The organism is Roseivirga sp. UBA1976 (genome assembly GCF_002336325.1).
GTDB lineage: Bacteria > Bacteroidota > Bacteroidia > Cytophagales > Cyclobacteriaceae > Roseivirga > Roseivirga thermotolerans.
Map to the genome: position 1 here is coordinate 9,254 of NZ_DDDQ01000085.1, position 18,895 is coordinate 28,148.

At 44.0% G+C, this 18,895-nt stretch carries 10 protein-coding genes; 1 reads left to right on the forward strand and 9 read right to left on the reverse strand.

Translation table 11 applies throughout. The features are described from left to right. Positions 1–167: 167 nt before the first annotated feature. The 6 genes from B3763_RS08200 to B3763_RS08225 all read right to left on the reverse strand — a co-directional run bounded on the left by B3763_RS08200 (position 168) and on the right by B3763_RS08225 (position 10,841). Positions 168–854 (reverse strand): hypothetical protein, encoded by a 687-nt coding sequence (locus B3763_RS08200; RefSeq protein WP_189629458.1) that lies wholly within the window; start codon positions 852–854, stop codon positions 168–170. 21 nt (positions 855–875) lie between these two features. Further along, the gene (locus B3763_RS08205) at positions 876–2,408 is read right to left on the reverse strand and encodes a ferritin-like domain-containing protein (RefSeq protein WP_286745584.1); all 1,533 of its coding nucleotides are present in this window, start codon (positions 2,406–2,408) and stop codon (positions 876–878) included. 105 nt (positions 2,409–2,513) lie between these two features. Next, positions 2,514–5,144 carry an ABC transporter permease gene (locus B3763_RS08210; RefSeq protein WP_286745586.1) on the reverse strand — a complete coding sequence of 877 codons (2,631 nt, stop codon included), beginning with the start codon at positions 5,142–5,144 and terminating at the stop codon, positions 2,514–2,516. A gap of 112 nt (positions 5,145–5,256) precedes the next feature. Beyond that, positions 5,257–7,920, reverse strand: coding sequence for an ABC transporter permease (locus B3763_RS08215; protein WP_286745588.1), 2,664 nt, complete (start codon positions 7,918–7,920; stop codon positions 5,257–5,259). A gap of 102 nt (positions 7,921–8,022) precedes the next feature. Beyond that, positions 8,023–8,364 carry a PadR family transcriptional regulator gene (locus tag B3763_RS08220; RefSeq protein WP_189629462.1) on the reverse strand — a complete coding sequence of 114 codons (342 nt, stop codon included), beginning with the start codon at positions 8,362–8,364 and terminating at the stop codon, positions 8,023–8,025. 104 nt (positions 8,365–8,468) lie between these two features. Further along, positions 8,469–10,841: an ABC transporter permease gene (locus tag B3763_RS08225; protein WP_286745590.1), complete on the reverse strand. Its 2,373-nt coding sequence runs from the start codon at positions 10,839–10,841 to the stop codon at positions 8,469–8,471. 403 nt (positions 10,842–11,244) lie between these two features. Here B3763_RS08225 and B3763_RS08230 point away from each other — a divergent pair, with 403 nt between their 5' ends. Further along, complete coding sequence (locus B3763_RS08230; RefSeq protein ID WP_286745592.1) at positions 11,245–14,340, forward strand: VPS10 domain-containing protein; 3,096 nt, start codon at positions 11,245–11,247, stop codon at positions 14,338–14,340. A 170-nt stretch (positions 14,341–14,510) separates the two neighbouring features. On the opposite strand, the gene B3763_RS08235 is transcribed toward B3763_RS08230, so the two are convergent. The 3 genes from B3763_RS08235 to B3763_RS08245 form a co-directional block, all read right to left on the reverse strand. Continuing rightward, positions 14,511–17,102, reverse strand: a complete 2,592-nt coding sequence (locus tag B3763_RS08235; RefSeq protein ID WP_286745594.1) for an ABC transporter permease — start codon at positions 17,100–17,102, stop codon at positions 14,511–14,513. Positions 17,103–17,106: 4 nt separating this feature from the next. Then, a complete protein-coding gene (locus B3763_RS08240; protein ID WP_189629466.1) occupies positions 17,107–17,427 on the reverse strand; it encodes a PadR family transcriptional regulator in 321 nt (106 codons plus the stop codon). 89 nt (positions 17,428–17,516) lie between these two features. Further along, positions 17,517–18,692, reverse strand: coding sequence for a hypothetical protein (locus B3763_RS08245; RefSeq protein WP_286745598.1), 1,176 nt, complete (start codon positions 18,690–18,692; stop codon positions 17,517–17,519). Positions 18,693–18,895: the final 203 nt, after the last annotated feature.

The following is an 18,895-nucleotide window of genomic DNA, read 5'->3' on the forward strand; positions in this document are numbered from 1 at the left end:
CTAAGCCTAATTGCGGCAGGTTTTGCAATTGGCGTTCAAAATGGTCTGTATTATGGGCATGCATATTCAGTGGGGTTAAGCAGAAGCGGGAACCTAACAGCACTGCATGCTTCACAGAATTCCCGCTCTGTCATTGATTGGTAATTTATACCGGAAGACCGTTTGCGCTACTGCTGAGCCTGGCTTTCCCTTTTTTCATCTTCTTCTACCTTTTTACATTCGGTACAAGTGTCTTTGAGGGCTTCTCTGCTGGCCTCAATCATTTCTTCAGCATTTTTTGCCGGGCTATTGTAGCCAAAAGAGCAATATTTATCTCCGCTATTGCCGCAAGAGTCGTACTCACCGTTGGCGGCTACAGATTGTAACCATTTTTGTGGTGGTCCTGAAGGAAAAGGAGAGGGGCCAACTGTTCGGTTGGCTTTGGCCATTCTTTCTTCAAACAGCTTGCGGGCAAGTAGCCAGGTGCTTTTACCGGCATTTGGTCCCTGAGTGCTAAATCGTTCGGCTTGTATGGGGGTGGCGCAACTGCCTTGCCAGGCGCAGTCGTTGGCTCCCGGTCGGCATTGTTCGGAGGCGTCACCATATAAACCACAACCACCTTGTCCGCGGCAGTTGTTTAGTGTGTGACAAACGTGTGTTTGAGTGGCGCAAAAGCCTTGTCCAGCACAGGCGTTGGTTCCAAATCTATCGTGGCCTTTGCAGGCGTTCAGCCCCATGCAGGCGTGCAATTCAAGGGGAGTGGTAATGTCTTTTTCTCCCTTGCTGCTGGAGCCGCAACCGTTGGAGCTTCCACAGCTGCTTCCTCTGCCGCCACAGCTATCGTATAAAAAATGAGTGTTGTTAAAAATATACATACGTGTGAGTTTTATAAGTGATTAACCTGCAAATGAGAGCTTTCCTTTTTCTTTATCCAGATAAGGCTCCAATGGCACATCGGGTAAGTCATGAATTCTTTGTCCGAGATAGGCAATACCATCATAGGCACCTACAGCGCTGTTGAATAGTTCTATTAACTGCGATTTAGGGCTGGAAGAGGTTGCAAAGTGGTAGTCTTCAAAGGTAGGGGCAGCATTATATGTTTTGCCATCTTTGGCCACATAGCTCATTCCTGTTAGTTCACCACAAAGTGAGTTAAGAATGAATATCATAGACTTATGAATGCCAAACATAAAGAGTTCATATTGGGTGTGTCCCTTTCTGCGATAGCAATCTTCGCTCATTAAAAAGATGTAGGTGTAAATGGCATTGGTAAGAGTGGCCACCTTTTGAACAGCAGGGCTGGTGTAATCGGCTACGCTTGGGTTTTCCGGAACATTGAGCACGAAGTATTTGGTAAAGAACTCGTCATTTATCTCGTCTAGTTTGGCGGGATCAAAGTAGGTTTTTGCACTGGCGTCCTGGTCGCCTACATCGCATACCTCTTTGCCCATAGCATGAGCAAACTTATGCAGGTATTTATGCAAGTCACAATACACCTGATTGAACTTAAAAAAGTGTGATTCTTCGTCTCCGCTAGGGTTGTCTGTGTCATCTATATTGCCCGGAGCACAATTCACCGTTCCGTTGGCATTAAGCCCCGTGGTTAAACCACTTCCCGGCTCGGGGGTGTGTCCTTCCCCTTGTTCAACAATTTCCTGCATAGCCGCAATGGCACTTTCTGCATCGGTCACGTATATCAGGTCGCCACTATCTTCTGCATTGGTAAATACCGGTTTGTGTTCGCGGTTATAATATATGGTATCAATGGTGTTGTTAGTGTAGTAGCCTTTGCCGGGAATGAGTTGGGGTCTTTCCGGATGGTACTCCACATCGGCACTACCCAGATACTTTTCAATGTGAGAGTAGAATTCGCCAATGGTGGTATATTCAATAGGTTTGGCAGCAAGCAACATCTCGGTGCCGGGTTCTTTCAGTTTGTCCGGAGACTCAATTTGAAGAAAGGTATAAAGCGACCTGAAAGAAAGTTTCGATCGATTGATCGGAAACTCCGGAATGTGTCCGGGTAAATAGGCCGGCCAGCTGGTCGGGGTTTTGTAAAGTAACTCCGGCTGTCCAACGGTGGCTTGTTTAATGTTGGAAGAAAGGGCCATGTGTAGCATTTCTTCTATTACCACGCTCATTATTAAGGCTCCTGCCCGGTTGGCATAAACCATAATATCAGCCGAAAGCTCCTGAGCCAGAGTGGAGGCTTCTTCTTTTGTTTTACCGGCAGCCAGGAGGTCAGCGGTTAGTTGCTTGATTAATTCATCCTGGTTGGGATTTCTGTTAATAGAGTAATATGTGTACAAATAGACCGGTATAGTGGCTATTTCAATCTCTATGGCTTGTTGAATGGCCTGGGGAAAATTTTCCTTATTGACCACGGAGTCATTGCCCAGCAAGAGTGGGGCTTTAGATGGTGCGTTCATTGAAAAAATAGTTTGGTGTGAAATTACATGTCCCAATTTAAGGAATCTGCAATTAAAAGTCACCCCGGATTATTACCTGTTTTTTTAAAAAGCCCATCTCGCACGCTACTCAGACCTGAGACTTCTAACCGGGTTGGCCATGGCTGCTTTTATGGACTGAATACTTACAGTGAGCAAACTCACCAATAGAGCACCAAAACCGGCAATGGCAAATACCCACCAATATAGTTCTGTACGCACCGGGTAACTATTTAGCCAGTTGTCCAGCACGGCATAAGCCAGTGGTATGGCAATAAAGCAGGCAATTACTACCAACAGTGTAAAGTCTTTCGAGAGTAGCTTCCAGAGATTTAGAATGCTTGCTCCCAATACTTTTCTAATGCCTATTTCTTTGGTTCGTTGTTCGGCAATGAATGATGAAAGGCCAAATAAACCTAAACAACTAATGAGTATAGCCAACAGGGTAAAGAACCTTGCAAGACTTGCTATGCGAAGTTCCGCCTCAAATTTTTGGTTGTATTGATCATCGGCAAAATGGAAGTCGAATGGAGCTTCCGGTAAAATTTGATGGTAAACTTCGCCAATGGTGGCAATAGATTCGCTCGTACTTACATTCGGATTCAGGCGGATGTACATATAGCTGGTGTATTCCTGATCTAAGAACATGATGGACTGATCGGTTTGCTGAAAGGGATCACCTTTGATCATGTCCTTTACTACACCAATAATGGTGTAGTTTACCGCTTCTCGCCAGCCCGGATCGTATCGCACTACTGTACCTACCGGATTTTCCAGTTGCATGGCTTTCATAGCCGATTCATTGATAATGATGGCGTTCTTGTCGGTTTCTCTGGTAGGGTCGAAGTCTCTGCCGGTAATGAACTCCATACCTACGGCATCGGCATATCCATTGGAAATAGTGATGGTGTTGAACGATTGATCGAATCCCGGGTCCATGCCTTCCCATGAGAATCCGTGGTTCCAGCCTAAGGTGCTGGTTACCGGATAGTTGGAAAAGCCAATTGCTTCGGCCATTCCTGTTTTCAGAATTTCTTGCTTCAATAATTCCTTTTGCTGACCAAACCGGGGTGAGCCCGGAGCTATTGCGATCATTCCTTTTGGAGAGTAACCGATGGGGCGGTCTTTGGCCGCCTGAATCTGGTTGTTTACGGTAATGGTTCCGATAATCAGGGCAATGGAAATGGTAAATTGAAATACCACCAAAACCTTACGCGGAATAGAGGCGCTTTTGCCAAACTTGAGCCCACCTTTTAAAGCCTTTAGCGGTTTAAAACTAGAAAGGTAAGCGGCAGGGTAAGAGCCTGAAATAAAGGATGTAAATAAAATGAACCCGGTGCCGGCCAGCCAGAACTCAGGCATACCCCATGGTGCCAAAATGCCTTTGCCTGAAGTTTCATTGAACCAAGGCAGTAAGGCCCAAAGTAATATCAGTGACAGCCCAAAGGCAGAAAGGGTATAAAGGAATGACTCCATGTAGAACTGAGTGATGAGCTGTTTTCTGAGCGAACCTAGTGTTTTGCGAATGCCAACTTCTTTGGCCCGTTTTTCAGACCTGGCGGTACTCAGATTCATAAAGTTTATGCAGGCCAGTAGCAGCACAAATACGCCAATTACGCCATAGAGCCTAACGAATTTCTTTTCCTGACTTGTCACAGACATCCCATCTTTCCATGCAGAATTCAAGTGCCAGTCTTTCATAGGGTGAAGAATAAATGTCTGGCCTGACTCTCTTGCCCAATCATCATAATGCCCTTTGATTTTTTCGGTAATGAGCTCGGCAAGTTGAACATGATTTACATTGTTGGCCAGTTTTACATAGATATCGATGTTGTAATTGTTCCAAACGTTCATGGACTCTTCATTCTCTCTAAAAAGGAGGAGGAGTCGGGAGAAGAAGGCGGCCTCTGAAAACTTAGAATTCTTGGGTAAATCTTTATATACCCCACCAACTAACAAGTCTATGTCTGCATTGAGTTTTACTGTTTTTCCAACGGGGTTTTCCTCTCCAAAAAGCTTTTTGGACAGTGTTTGGGAAAGTAGAACCGATCGTGTTTCTTTCAGTCCTTCAGTGCTACCGTAAATCATATCTAATGTGAGCACACTAGGGCCATTTTCTTCCAGAAAAACACCTACTTCGCGAAATTTCTTGTCGCCATTGCTAATTACCGGGGCTTGCTTTCTGGACCTTACCATAAATAGCTCCTCTATTTGGTCGGGGAAAGATTCACGCACCAGGTTGCCCATACCGGTGGCTAATGCGTTGTTCACGGCTATTCCGCCCTGACCATTGGATTCTACCCGCAGTATCTGCGCAATGCTGTCATAGTTTTTGTGATACTTATTGAAATTTAGCTCGTCCACAACCCATAGTCCGATGAGCATGGCCACCACCATGCCCATGGCCAAACCGCCCACATTGATAAAGGAATAGCCTTTGTTCTTGAGCATCTGTCGGTAGCTCACTTTAAAGTTATGATTGATCATAGTGTTTGAGTTTTTGATTTTGAAAAAACGAAAGGCAAAGGGGCGCAGGTAATGAATGACCTGAAACCAATAGTTGCGCTTTGCCTTTCGAGTTGAGTGTTTTTCTGCTGTTGAATAGAACTTCTCGTCCAGATCGCCCAACACCTCTTCGGCCAGTTCATCTTTGAGGAACCAGAGTAGCAGCTTTTCAGCTAGACGAGGAGGGGTGATATGGTTCCTGGGGTTTTTCATAGTGCCCCACAAGTCTGAGTATGCCAGTCGGTAAACAGGTGAGGTAGGATTGTGGCAATCTTCCAGATTGATGAGAGAATTACTTGGCTAATCGTGTATGGGTGTTTCAACTTCATTCGGATCTTAACCTTTCTGCAGGGTTGACGAGAGCCGCTTTAATGGTTTCAAAACTTATGGTGAACAGGGCAACGGCAAAGGCGATGATCGCAGCCAGACCGAATAGCGGCCACGAAAGTCGGATGGTGTTGGCCATATCTTGCAAAATGCCCTGAGCCAGGTACCAACCAATAGGAATGGCTATAACAATTGAAATAAGAACCAGCCGTATAAAATCGGTGGCTAGAAGCCTGAAAATGCGGCTTACACTAGCCCCCAGCACTTTCCTAACGCTTATTTCTTTGCCTCGCTGTTCTATGGTAAAGGCAGAAAGGGCAAACAAACCAAGGCAGGCTACAGTAACCGACAAAACACTGAAGATAATGAAGATAGTTTTGGCTCTCAGTAAGTCGTCATACATACGTTCGAACCTATCGTCCAGAAAAGTATATCGAATGGGTTGATGGGGTTTAAGACTTGCCCAAACCGAGCTGACTCCTGCAACGGCTTCGCTAAGTTGATCAGTGTTTACTTTTACCGAGAGTGTAGAACTACCTTTGCCCTGTAGCATTGCTAGTGGGCCTATGTTGCCGGTAAGCGACTCAAAATAAAAGTCTTCGACCACACCGATAACAGCATATTTGTTATCGAACATGTCTATAAGTCTTGCCCCAATGGGTTGTTCCAATTGCAGGTATTTTTGCATGCTTTGATTAATAATAATGCTGGCACTATCGAGCGATTGGCCAGTGAGGTTTCTTCCTTCTACCAACCGCATGCTCATGGTTTGGAGGTAGTCTTCGTCTACAAGCCATGTGGCAGCCTCAAATCCGGGGTCAATACTTTTACGACCATCCAGCCAGTAGCCAGCATTCGAGGTTCGGCCTCCGGATACAGGTAGATAGTCGCCAAGGGTGGCGCTCTCTACAGTTGGAAGGCGGAGCAATTCTTCTTTTAGTACATCGCGTTTTTGAGGCTCGAGTGATTCCAACCCAAGAATATTGATGACCTGTTCTTTGTCATAGCCCAACGATTGGTTCATGTAGTGGTTGAATTGCTGGTGCAAGACCAGTGTGCAGATAATCAGAATTACGGTTGCAGTAAACTGAAACACAACCATGCCGCCTCTCACAAAAGAGGCCTTTCTGCTCAACCGTGTTTTACCCTTTAGTGCCTCGGCTGGTGAAAATTTTGATAGATATAGGGCAGGGTAGATTCCTGAAATAAGCCCAACGACCAATACAGAAAGCAGCAATAGAGGTATGAACCAGGGGTTTGCCCAGGGAATAGTCAGCGACTTTTCGGCAATAAAGTTAAAGGTAGGTAGTGCCAGAGTGACAAATACTAGCCCGAGTAATACAGCCAAAAAGCAATAGAACACAGATTCTACAAGGAATTGCCAAATAAGCCCAGATCTGAATGAGCCTACCACCTTTCTGAGTCCTACCTCTTTGGAGCGGTTAATTAATTTGGCAGTTGACAGATTGATGAAGTTGAGGCAGGCCAGAAGTAGGATAACCAGGGCAATAGCACCAAAAATCCAGACCAGTTCAATGGAGCCGTGCTGTTGATAGTCTTCAATATCTTCAGGGTTCAAATATACATTGGCTATGGGTTGTAGATAATACGACCTGTATTTTTGCATATCTTCCAGATCGGTTACCCCGGCTTCGCTCAGTTTATCCATTACGTAGGTGTCTCTCACCTTCACAAGTTTCTGTTCAATGGCTCTTTTTTGAGTTTCCGGTTTGGTTCTTATATAGAAGGTATAATTGGAGCAACACCAGCCGGTGGAACCGGGGCCAGATTCCCGGCCCTTTAGAGTGAGTATAAAATCACCTTGCAAATGCATAGTGTTGGGTAAGTCTTCTATTACTCCCCCTATTGTATAGGGTTGAGTTGCTCTATCATTTAAAATAAGCTGCTGACCCACCGGATTTATTCCGGGAAAGAACTTGTCGGCCTTACTTTTGGAAATCACAATGCTGTTGGGTTCGGTGAGAGCTGTCTTTGCATTGCCATATACCATGGGTATTTCCAGAATTTCTAATAGTTCGGGGTCGGCATAGAAGAAACCACTTTCAAAAATGTTAGCGTTTGTGTCTGACCTTCTGATATGATTTTCGCCAACATCTCCCCACTTCCAAAATACAGTGCGGGCTACCAACTCTATTTCCGGAATGTAGTCTTCCAAAATGGGCTTAAAAGGCCCTTGCATGTTGGTCCATCTACCAAAGTCTCCGGTACCGGCATATTGGTTTGCTATTCGGAAAATCTGATCCTGATTTTGGTAGTGCCTATCGTAGGTAAGTTCGTGCCTAATGAATAGTGAAATGAGTATGCAGGCAGCAATGCCAATGGCAAAACCGGTAATTTTTATAGATGAAAAAATTTTGTTGCGCTGAAGTGTTCTCCAGGAGAGTTTAAAGAAATGTCCAATCATAAGATTTGTTGTTATACGCTGAGTTTTTGTGGCTTTGAAGGCAAAAGGGCGCATATAGTTAATGACCTGAAACCAATAGTTGCGCTTTGCCTTTCGAGTTGAGTGTTTTTCTGCTGTTGAATAGAATTTCTCGTCCAGATCGCCCAACACCTCTTCGGCCAGTTCATCTTTCAAGAACCAGAGGAGTAGCTTTTCAGCTAATCGGGGAGGGGCAATATGTCTTTTAGAGTTCTTCATTTTTTTGAGGCGCCATTGCGGAGTAGTTATGACAGTGGTAGTTTCCTCTTTGTGGAGGGAAACCACCTTGTTGCCAGTCTACAGGATGACTCGCAGTCACGTTTAAAATTTGAATTTCAAATTGCCGGCAAAAGCAGGGAACTGATTCCAAAGTGACATTTTAAAGTCTTTAGATTCTTCTAATGCCCGTTGTCCTGCGGCAGTGATTTGGTAAATCCGCTTTCTCCGACCACCTCTCTCGGCAGTTGCGCCACCCATTGCTGAGGTTAAAAAACCTTTTTCGCCCAACCGGTTAAGGGTAGAGTGCACAGCGCCAATGGATACGGCCCTTTTCGTTTGCGATTCAAACTCTTCGGCAATTCTAAAGGCATAAGCCTCCTTGTCAAGAATGCCAACCAACAAAAGAATTACCTCCTCAAAATCGCCCAGTTTAGTTTCTTTCATAACATACTAGATTGTAGAACAAATGTACGGTATTAAAATTTATATGTTCTACTTTTTAGTAAGAAATATAGCCAAACCTCTATTTGGGTTCTTCTTTAAGTGGCTTAATCTTCCTTAAGGTAGCTTAAAGGAGTTTTGAGAATTATTTTGAAGGTTTGAATACTTACAGAAGCTAGGGTGATAAGAACAGCAGAGAGGCCTGCAACTACAAATAACCACCATGAAAGTTCAGTTCTAACCTCATAGCCTTGAAGCCAATTGTCCAAAACTTTGTAGGCCAATGGAGAAGAAATAAGACAGGCTATAAGTATTAGAATACCGAAGTCTTTTGATAACAATACCCATAGCCCTTCAGTGCTGGCACCTAATATTTTTCTAATGCCAATTTCTTTGCCGCGTTTTTCTGCCATATAAGAGGCCATGCCGAAAAGCCCTAAACAGCTAATAAAAATGGCTAATGCACTAAAGAAACCGACTAGTTTGCCAAGTCGCTCCTCTGCTTGGAACTTTAATGAGTACACATCTTCTGTAAGTTCGTAGCTTACCGGGGTGTTTGGAAGAATGCTCACAAACACTGTGTCTATTTTGTTAATAGCAGAGGCAGTTTTCTCGGCCGTGTTCAATCGAATAAATAACCACTCCATGTCATTTTCTGAAGGAAAAATAATCGCTGGCATAGGTGGGTCGAAGGGAGATTCCTTAACCATATCCTCAATCACACCAATTACTGTGAACTCTGTCTTTCCATCATAAGCATATCTGGATCTTATTCTTTCTCCAACGGGGTTTTCAAGCCCCATCACTTTCACTGCAGATTCACTAAGTATAATTGAGTTTCTATTGGGTGAGAATTCTCTTGAGAAGTCTCTTCCCTCGATAATATTCCATCCTACAGTTTTACCATATTCAGGGGAAACCATTACGGTGTTGAACATTGGGTTCGATTCTTCAGGTCTACCGTTCCAATCAAAGCCATTATTGTTTCCTCGTATGGTAGTTAAAGGGTGGTCGGCCTCTGCTACTTCAGAAACAACCCCAGTAGATATGAGGTTACTTCTTAGCAATTCAAATTTACCCGCAAAGTCTGGCGATTTAGAATTAACTGTCAGAAGGCCTTGTTGATTATAACCAAGCGACCTGTTCTTGGCAAACTCTATCTGTTTGCGAACTACTAAAGTTCCAATGATCAATGAAATGGAAATGGTATACTGAACTACTACCAAAACTTTTCTTAGGTTAAATACCCTTTTCTTAGAAGGCTTTGTTTTTAGTGCTTTAGTTGGGGCAAGTGAAGAAAGATAAATAGCAGGGTAACTTCCCGCTATAAAAGAAGTGGCACCGATGAAGATGAGTGCATACAGCCAAAAGCTCAAGTTGGCCCAAGGGAATTTGATGCTTTTATAGGTCAGATCATTAAACCATGGTAGCAGGAGTGTCGCTACTATAATAGATAAAAGAAAGGCCAGAAAGGTGTTGATAATGGATTCGCTTAGGAAATAGTAAACTAGCTGGGAGCGCTTTGAGCCCAACACTTTACGAACCCCAATTTCTTTAGCTCTATTTGTTGATTTGGCTGTGCTAAGGTTCATAAAATTTATGCAGGCTAGCAGCAACACAAATGTGCCTATTAGTCCATAGAACCAAATGAATTTTAAAGACTCGCTCATTACCCGGCTACCGTTTTCAAAAGAAGAGTACAAATGCCAATCACTCATTGGCTGAAGAAAAAGAGCACTTTCTGCTTTTTCAGAATGTTGATTCATCAGTTGTTCTATGGTCTCCGAAGCAACATCTATATCTACATTTGGTAACAATTCAGCATAAATATTCATGGAATAAACACGCCAGTTGTAAAGTCTTGGGCTGTCCTTGTAATATCGTTCTATAGGAGAGAAGAAGGATGCCTCTGCGAAAGAAGAGTTTTTAGGTAAATCTTCATAAACCCCAGTAACCAGTAAGGTCCATTCGGCATTCACCTTGATGAATTGGTTAATCGGATCCTTGTCCCCAAATAGTTTAGTAGCCAATGACTCTGAAAGCATAATTGAATTCAAATCTTTCAGTCCATCCCAGCTTCCCTTTTTCATTTTTAGAGAGAGGAGCTCAGGTGCGCCATCCTGAATAAAAATTCCGGTTTGAGTAAAGGTTTTCTCATTGGTTGATAAAACATGTTGCTTTGGGCTTGAAGCTAAAACAACATGTTTGAATAGGGATGGGTAATCCTCGTTCAATAATTCGCCAAGTTTGCCCACATGGGTGTCGCTAACTGAAATTTCTCCTTGGGTATTTTTTCTCAGTACTTTAACCACTCTATCGTAATTCTCATGGTACTTATTGAAAGAAAGCTCATCATTGATCCAAAGGGCAACCAGAAGGGCAATGGAAATCCCTGCTGCCAGACCTCCAATGTTTAGAAGGGAATAAATTTTATTTCTCTGAAGGTATCTGAAACTACTTAGAAAATGATGTCTTAGCATTGATGTGAAATTTGGTCAGCTGTTATTGAATTGGATAAAATACCTTTGAGCTCATCTAAATCAGTTCCTGTCTTTTATTTGCGAGTTCAAACACTTCATAGATTTTATTAAACCCTGAAGGTTGCATAGCAGAAACCCCCTTTTTGGTTTGTTGAGTTTGAACATCCCTTATTTATCGGGATGTGGACTAAAAATGCATAACTAGGCCGATTTGGTCTAACTTGCTTAAAAAGTCTGGCAAAAATGCAAAGAGTGCTATATGGATGTTTAGAAAGGCCTTGATTGAAATATGCAAGGCTGTTTTAGATCAGTTACGTTTTCTTATTCTACCAATAACCACTCAGATAAACATATTTATAGGACTGTTTAGGATAAGCTATTTTTGAGCAAAACCATTTGCTCCATGATTAAATCATCCAAAGCCCTACTCTTTCTATTAGTTGCTTTTACATATAGCAGCTTACAGGCTCAAACGGACCTCTCTTTATTCGAAACCATGAAGCCGAGGTCTATTGGTCCGGCAGGAATGTCCGGAAGAATTACGTCTATCGATGTAGTTCGGCACAACACTAACATTATCTATGCCGGAACAGCCTCCGGAGGTTTGTGGAAGTCTACCAGTGGAGGAACTACCTGGCAGCCTGTTTTTGACAATCAGGAAGTAGCTTCGGTAGGAGCGGTAAAGATAGATCCTTCCAACCCTAGCACTATATGGGTAGGTACCGGTGAGGGTAACCCAAGAAACTCGCTCAATTCGGGTTATGGAATTTATAAAAGCCTGGATGCCGGAAGAACCTGGCAACATATGGGCTTGGAAAAGACAAAAAACATCCATCGCATAATTGTGCATCCGAACGATCCCAATACCGTTTGGGTGGGGGCTATTGGCTCTCCATGGGCCGAGCATCCGGAGAGAGGTGTTTTTAAAACAACTGATGGTGGAAAGACCTGGAAAAAGGTGCTTTATGATGTGCCCGGTGCAGGAATTGCTGACCTTGTGATAGATCCTACTAACCCCAATAAGCTCGTTGCGGCTATGTGGGAGCATAGAAGATGGCCCTGGTTTTTTAATTCGGGAGGGCCGGCCTCGGGTATCTATATTTCGCATGATGGTGGAGAAACCTGGAAGAGAAAGACGGCTGAACATGGGTTACCTAAAGGGGATTTGGGACGAATAGGATTGGCCATAGCCCCCTCTATGCCCGATCGGATTTACGCCTATGTAGAGTCGAAAGAGAATGCCCTGTATCGCTCCGACAATGGAGGTGAAACTTGGTATAGGATTTCCAACAAAGGCGAAAGTGGTATTGGTAACCGACCGTTTTATTATGCCGAGATTTATGTAGACCCTAAAAACGAAAACAGAGTGTATTCGCTGCACACCACAGTTACATTTAGCGAAGACGGTGGACGAAGCTTTAGCACTTTTGTAAACCCCGGCTATGTACATGTCGATAATCATGCTTTTTATGTGCATCCCGATAATCCCGACTTTATGGTGTTGGGTAATGATGGGGGGCTAGTGCTGAGCACCGACCGCGGTGGTAGCTGGCAATATTCGGAAAACCTGCCGATTGGCCAGTTTTACCATGTGAATTACGATATGGAAACCCCATACAATGTAATGGGCGGTATGCAAGATAATGGTGCCTGGTTAGGGCCAAGTCAGCTGCTGAAGCAGGGAGGAATAAGGAATAGCTACTGGGAAAGAATTGTAGGAGGAGACGGTTTCGATGTAGTACCCGACCCGCTAGATTCACGCTATGGATACTCATTGAGCCAAGGAGCTAACATTCAACGCTACGACAGAGAAACCGGCAAAATGCTGGGTATTCAACCCGAGCATCCTAATGGAGAAGAACTACGCTGGAATTGGAATGCCGGAGTGAATATAGACCCCTTCGATAAGAAGACTGTATACCTTGGAGCCCAATACTTGTTTAAGTCGGGCGACCATGGATTGACCTGGGAAATTATTTCACCAGACCTTACCACAAATAACCCCGAAAAACAGAAGCAGTTCGATACCGGAGGGCTCAACTATGATAACTCAGGTGCTGAGATGCACACTACCATTACGGTAATAGAGCCAAGCACCAGAGAGCAGGGATTAATATGGGTGGGTACGGATGATGGTAACGTACAACTGACGCGCGATGGAGGTAAAAGCTGGACGAATAGTGCCGGAAAGTTTCCCGGATTGCCGGAGGCCACCTGGGTACAACAAATAAAGGCCAGTACTCACAACGAGGGTACTGCTGTGGTCGTGTTCGATGACCACCGCAGAGATAACTGGTCTCCCTATGTGTATCAGACTACCAACTACGGACGCACCTGGAAACGAATTGTAGACGATACTGATGTGTTTGGTTTTGCGCTTGCTTTTGTGCAAGATCCGGTTGAGCCAAACCTAATGTTCTTGGGTACAGAATCAGGCCTATATGTAAGTATGGATGGCAGCCAGACCTGGGAAAAGTGGACACACGGATTCCCCACAGTACCCACTATGGATCTGGCTATTCATCCCAGAGAACACGATCTGATAATAGGTACTTTTGGTCGTGCCATCTGGATTTTGGACGACATAAGGCCTTTGCGTGAAGCAACCAGTCTGGGTGCCGACAAGCTCATGGAGAAAGAACTGCATCTATTTTCAATTCCTGATGCCACTAATGCTATTATTGGCCCATACTGGGGCTACAGAAGTACAGGTCATGGTATGTTCTTCGGAGAGAATAAACCGTTTAGCGCAGCCATTAACTTCTATGTGAAAGAGAAGAAAGGACGTGTGAAAATGGAAATATCCGATGCCAATGGCGAAGTGATCAGAACCCGGTACTTTACACCGGATCAAGGGCTAAACAGGGTGTATTGGGGATTCGAAACAGATGGTGTGAGACGTCCCGGTCAAAGAAAGCCCACAGGGGAAGAGGTAACTCCTCCCGGTGGCTACGATGCGCTGCCCGGTACATATACCGTAAAACTTACTTATAACGGAACTTCTGCCTCCGGAACACTCAATTTGTTAAAAGATGAGCGGGTGGAGTGGGATATGCCGGCTTTAGAAGAGAAACAAAGGTTTATTACCCAATACAATGCACTAGTGACCGAAATGACTGAGGCGGTAGATCGGCTTACCGAAGCACAACAAATTGTGAGCAGGGTAGAGGTTCTTGATGAAGACAATGAAGAGCTAAGAAAGAAGTCAGGTCAGGTAAAAAAGGAGTTGGCGGCTTTGAGGGAGTTGATTTTTGAAAAGCCGGTTCAGGGTTTTAGGAGTGATCCTAATGCTATTTCTAACCAGTTGGGCAATCTAAGGAGCAAAATAGGAGGTAGCTACGATCCCTTGTCGCAGGCGGCTCAATATGCTTATAGTAATGTGAGTAAGAATTGGCAACCAGTACTTCAAAGAATCAATGACTTTTTCAATAATGAGTGGGTTGCCTATAAAAGCTTTGTAGAGGGACTAAATCTGGAGCTGGTGAAAGGCTTTAATTAGCCAAGAAAGCCCCTCAATTAGTAAGGTGCTGTCTTAAAAGTTAACGTTCTCAAACTCGATCGAGAATCTCCAAAGAGCTTAGAAGCAAGGTCAGTGGAGATTCCGAATCAAACTTACCCTAGACATTAGGCAGGGAATGACGCTAGCAATAACTTTTAAGACAGCATTGTTTATTCATTACGCAGGTTGGTGGCAGGGTTTACCCTGGCAGCCTTAAACGTTTGCCCAAATACGGTGAGCCATGCCAGTAACAGAGTGCCAAGGCCAGCCAAAACAAAGAACCACCATTTCAGTTCAATTTGATACGCAAAGTCACTCAACCATTGTTGGGCAGCCCAGTAGCTGAGCGGCAGAGCTATGATGATGCCCAGCCCGACTAAAATTGAAAACTGGCCGGTGAGTAGTACAATTATTCGCCATACACCAGACCCCAGAACCTTTCTTATGCTGATTTCTTTTACCCTTTTTTCGGTGGTATAAGCAGTAAGCCCAAACAGTCCCAAACAAGAAATAAGAATAGCCAATATGGCCGAATAGCGCGATAGCACTGCCATTCGTTGTTCGGAAGCATATAGGGCCTGATAGTCTTGATCTACAAATATGGGTTTGAATGGGACTTCAGGATTGAACTGGCTGTAGAGCTTCTCAATTTGCTGTAAGGTAGTTGAAGTTTGCTCACCATTGATTCTAGCCATAATGAAATGAGTAGATTCCGGACGGTATAGAAAAAGGGCCGGTTCTGCCGGTTTATGGATGGAGGCGATCGAAAAATCTTTTACAATGCCTACAATCTGTTTTTGACCTGTATAATGATAAACGGTTTTGCCAATTGGATCTTCCATGCCCATGGCTTTGATAGCCGTTTCATTAAAGATAACTCCGTTCTCGTTTGTCTTAAACTCTTCTGAAAATCCTCGGCCTTTCAGAAATTCCACTCCCAGCAGTTCCACAGAGTTTAAGCCCGCATTATATTCCCAAAACTGAATCTGATCCTCGTCCGTTTTGCCCTTCCAACCAACACCTCCGGTAGAGTTCATGCCCCCAACCATAAAGCCCGAAACTGCAGCATTTTCTACCCCCGGTAAGTTTTTGAGTTCAGCGAGAAAGGCCTCGTACTGATCGGTAAGCTGCCCTTCTCTCTCAAAGTAAATCAGGTTATTGCGGTCGTAGCCCAAGTTTTTAGTTTGTACCAATTCCATTTGCCTGAAAATGACCACCACACTTACAATGAGTACCGTTGAAAGAGCGAATTGAAATACTACCAGGGCTTTTCGACCTATTCCACTTGAGTTATTGGTGGCTTTAAAACCTTTTAAAATAAGCAGGGCCTTGAGTCGGGAAAGGTGCAGGGCAGGATAACTTCCGGCCAACAGTCCTACCACCAACAACAAGACAGTGGCGGCAACAAGCAGTTGCGGACTAAACACAAGACTGATATTTTTTTGGGTGATATGATTAAACTCAGGAAGTAGTAAAAATACCAGCAAGAAGGCTAGTAAAGTGGCCAATGCGCAGAGTAGTACCGATTCGGTTAAAAACTGATAGGCTAGCGATTGTCGGGTAGCCCCCAACGATTTTTTAACCCCCACTTCTTTCATACGTTGTGAGGCTCTTGCGGTGGTTAAATTGATAAAATTGATGCAGGCGATAAGCAAAATAAGTAAGGCAATAAAGGAGAGAAGCCGTACCGATTCTATGCGTCCACCGGCCTGCTCACCATTAATGAATTTACCATGCAGATATAGATCAGTGTATGGACTTAGAAACAGCTCTACCCTGGTATCGGGCAAGTTCGCTTTAAAAATAGCATCTATTTTTTGACCCACTACCTCGGCAGAACTACCCGGGCCAATAACCACAGATTGGCGGGCATAGTAGTTACCCCATTGTTTGTAGGTAATGAGTTCATCGTGGAAGTAATTCCATGGAAGAATAAGCTCAAATTGCTCAGAACTATTTTGGGGAATGTTTTCCAACACACCACTCACTTTGAATTCGGTTTTAGAGCCTCTAAAGTGCCATTCTATAGTTTGTCCCAGAGCATCCTGATTGGGGAAAAGGCGCTCCGCCAGCGATTCGGTAATTAGTGCATCGTAGTTAGATGACAGCAGGCTTTGCGATTGACCCGCCTTCAACGGAAATGAAAAGGCACTCAGGTACTCCTGGTTGGCAAATCTACCTTGCACTTTGAGCGATAATGGCGCGCTTCCGCTCACCGATACGGTGTATTCATGAGGGTCGGTATAGACGGCAGCCCATTGGACTTCGGGTACCTGGTTTTTTATTTCTTCGTGCAACAGACCGGGAGTGCCTTTTATAGTAAATGTGCCACTAGCATCGGTATGGTTAGACATAATATGGTAGAGGCTTTCTTTATTTTCATGAAAACCATCAACCAACAGTTCGTCATTCACCCAAAGATAAATAAGCAGTACACAGGCCAAGCCTGTGGTGAGGCCTAGTAGGTTGATGATAAAGGAGCTTTTGTGTCGAACAAACGACCGGAGCGTAATGATTAAGTTGTGTTTGAACATGTCGTAATAATTGAGTTTTTGATATCCTTTAAAGGAGCGAACAATGCCGGGTCTTAGCAGCAGAAGAACATCTTTTGCGAAAAGAAATTTTGCTTTGGCAGAGCCGTGTTCCAACTGTCTTTTTTCGAACCGCTCGAGCAAGTCTCCTTCCAGGTGTTCTGCCATATATGGATCGCAAAACCACCGAAAGAAGCGCAAAAGCAACTGAGGAGGGTTGGTGTTTTTCATAACCTTAGGCAAAATCGGGAATGGCGTTCCAAAGCCCGAGGCGCTGTTCCTTGGTTTCCTTAAGCACCGATTTCCCCAGTGAGGTTAGAGTAAAATACCTTTTGCGCTTGCCGCCACGTATTTTAGTGGCTCCTTTTAGTTCAGACTCCAGGTAGCCTTTGCCTTCGAGGCGTTTCAAAACAGTTTGCAATGCTCCCATGCTGACTGACCGATTCAGACGGGTTTCCATTTCTTCGATAATAGATACACCGTAGGCTTCTTCTTTGAGAATGGCCACGGTGAGCATTACTATCTCCTCAAACTCTCCCAGATGATGTTTGCCCATTTTTAATTTTTGCCTTAAATGTAGTTTTTAATAATTCAGGGACAAAGCGATTTAATTAGTTTTTACCTTAAATGTAGTTTTTAATGATTTTATCTATCCACAATAAATGAGATGGGAGGGTGTTTGGGAATAATCAGTCGGTAATAGCCTGCTCCAAGGTGAGATACATTGTAGGTATTACTGTCAATAGGTCTTAGGTCGAAAAACTGTCCGCTGTTGTTGGTTGCTTGCAAATATTCTAGTGGCCGATTACCGGTTAGGGTAAGAATTTCGCTCACCGGGTTCGATACTATTTTCACCTTGAACTCGCGTTTAAAATAGACGCTTTGCACTTCAAAGATTTCGCTCTGCCCGGAAAAATCTACTTGCTTTAGCCTGTAATACGATCTATCGTCAAGCGGTTCTGCATCAACGAAACTGTAGGCTATGGTATGTGTTGCATGAGCACTCCCTTCTACCTCACCCACTACGTTCCAGTCCCATCCGTTCGGTGAGCGCTGCACCTCAAAATGACTGTTGTTTACTTCCCATGCTGTAGACCAGGTGATCATCACATCTGTTGTTCTCGCGATTACTTTAAAACTAATAAGGTCAACAGGCAATGATTGCCCATCGGTTGGGTTACAATTAGGATAATTGGCATAAACAAAAGGCGCACCTCCACCATTGTGCCATACAAGGTAATTGCCGTTTCTTGTAGAGGCCCATAGGTTTTGGTAGTTAAAATTGGTGGTAGTACCGTTTACAATAGACTGAAAGTACCTGAAGCCGGAGGGGCTGTTGGCAAATAGACCGTTGTCTGGCCAGGAACTATCGTTAGAAAGCACGGCATATACATTGCCAAGGCCTAAGCCACACCACCCGGAAAAATTAATAGATGTAAGGTTTATATTATTAAATACCACCAGGTGGCTTCCGGAAGGAATGGTCGAGCCGGAAGAAGCACCAATGAAATTTAGATCGGAACAACCGCTTAGTGGTAGCAGTGCGTTGAGGGTAGAGGCCCATGTAGCAGCAACAGATAGACTTTCGAAGCTATCGGTAAATGTGGTTGAGGCCGGAGACGATGTGCCATACCTTAAATCGAGCGTAGAGGGAGAGAGGGTGAATGATGAGCCGCCACCGTACACCACTACATACTCTCCATAGCCATCACTTAGGCCGCAGCCGTCAATAACCGCACTTACCATTTGAGGTCTCTGCGCATAGAGTCCATCAATGGGTATAGTACTCCCTAATACAATAGTAAGAACAATTGATTTCATTTATTGATGTGATTATTTAAATGTTGTGTGTGTTAGGGAGAAAGGAATATTAAAATATAACTTATAAGTTTAATAGTAAAGTTAAATAAGACAATATTTTACTTTAAATTGTAGGTTTACTCATTTAGATCGCATTTGTTAGATCCAGTATACTAGCCACAAGCTGTGTCCTCATAGCGTCTTTTAACAGCCATTTGTGAAGA

Bases quoted from the DNA above. Each gene is read 5' to 3' on its own strand.
- B3763_RS08200 (WP_189629458.1), bottom strand. From the start codon at position 854: ATGTATATTTTTAACAACACTCATTTTTTATACGATAGCTGTGGCGGC.
- B3763_RS08205 (WP_286745584.1), bottom strand. From the start codon at position 2,408: ATGAACGCACCATCTAAAGCCCCACTCTTGCTGGGCAATGACTCCGTG.
- B3763_RS08210 (WP_286745586.1), bottom strand. From the start codon at position 5,144: ATGAAAAACCCCAGGAACCATATCACCCCTCCTCGTCTAGCTGAAAAG.
- B3763_RS08215 (WP_286745588.1), bottom strand. From the start codon at position 7,920: ATGAAGAACTCTAAAAGACATATTGCCCCTCCCCGATTAGCTGAAAAG.
- B3763_RS08220 (WP_189629462.1), bottom strand. From the start codon at position 8,364: ATGAAAGAAACTAAACTGGGCGATTTTGAGGAGGTAATTCTTTTGTTG.
- B3763_RS08225 (WP_286745590.1), bottom strand. From the start codon at position 10,841: ATGCTAAGACATCATTTTCTAAGTAGTTTCAGATACCTTCAGAGAAAT.
- B3763_RS08230 (WP_286745592.1), top strand. From the start codon at position 11,245: ATGATTAAATCATCCAAAGCCCTACTCTTTCTATTAGTTGCTTTTACA.
- B3763_RS08235 (WP_286745594.1), bottom strand. From the start codon at position 17,102: ATGAAAAACACCAACCCTCCTCAGTTGCTTTTGCGCTTCTTTCGGTGG.
- B3763_RS08240 (WP_189629466.1), bottom strand. From the start codon at position 17,427: ATGGGCAAACATCATCTGGGAGAGTTTGAGGAGATAGTAATGCTCACC.
- B3763_RS08245 (WP_286745598.1), bottom strand. From the start codon at position 18,692: ATGAAATCAATTGTTCTTACTATTGTATTAGGGAGTACTATACCCATT.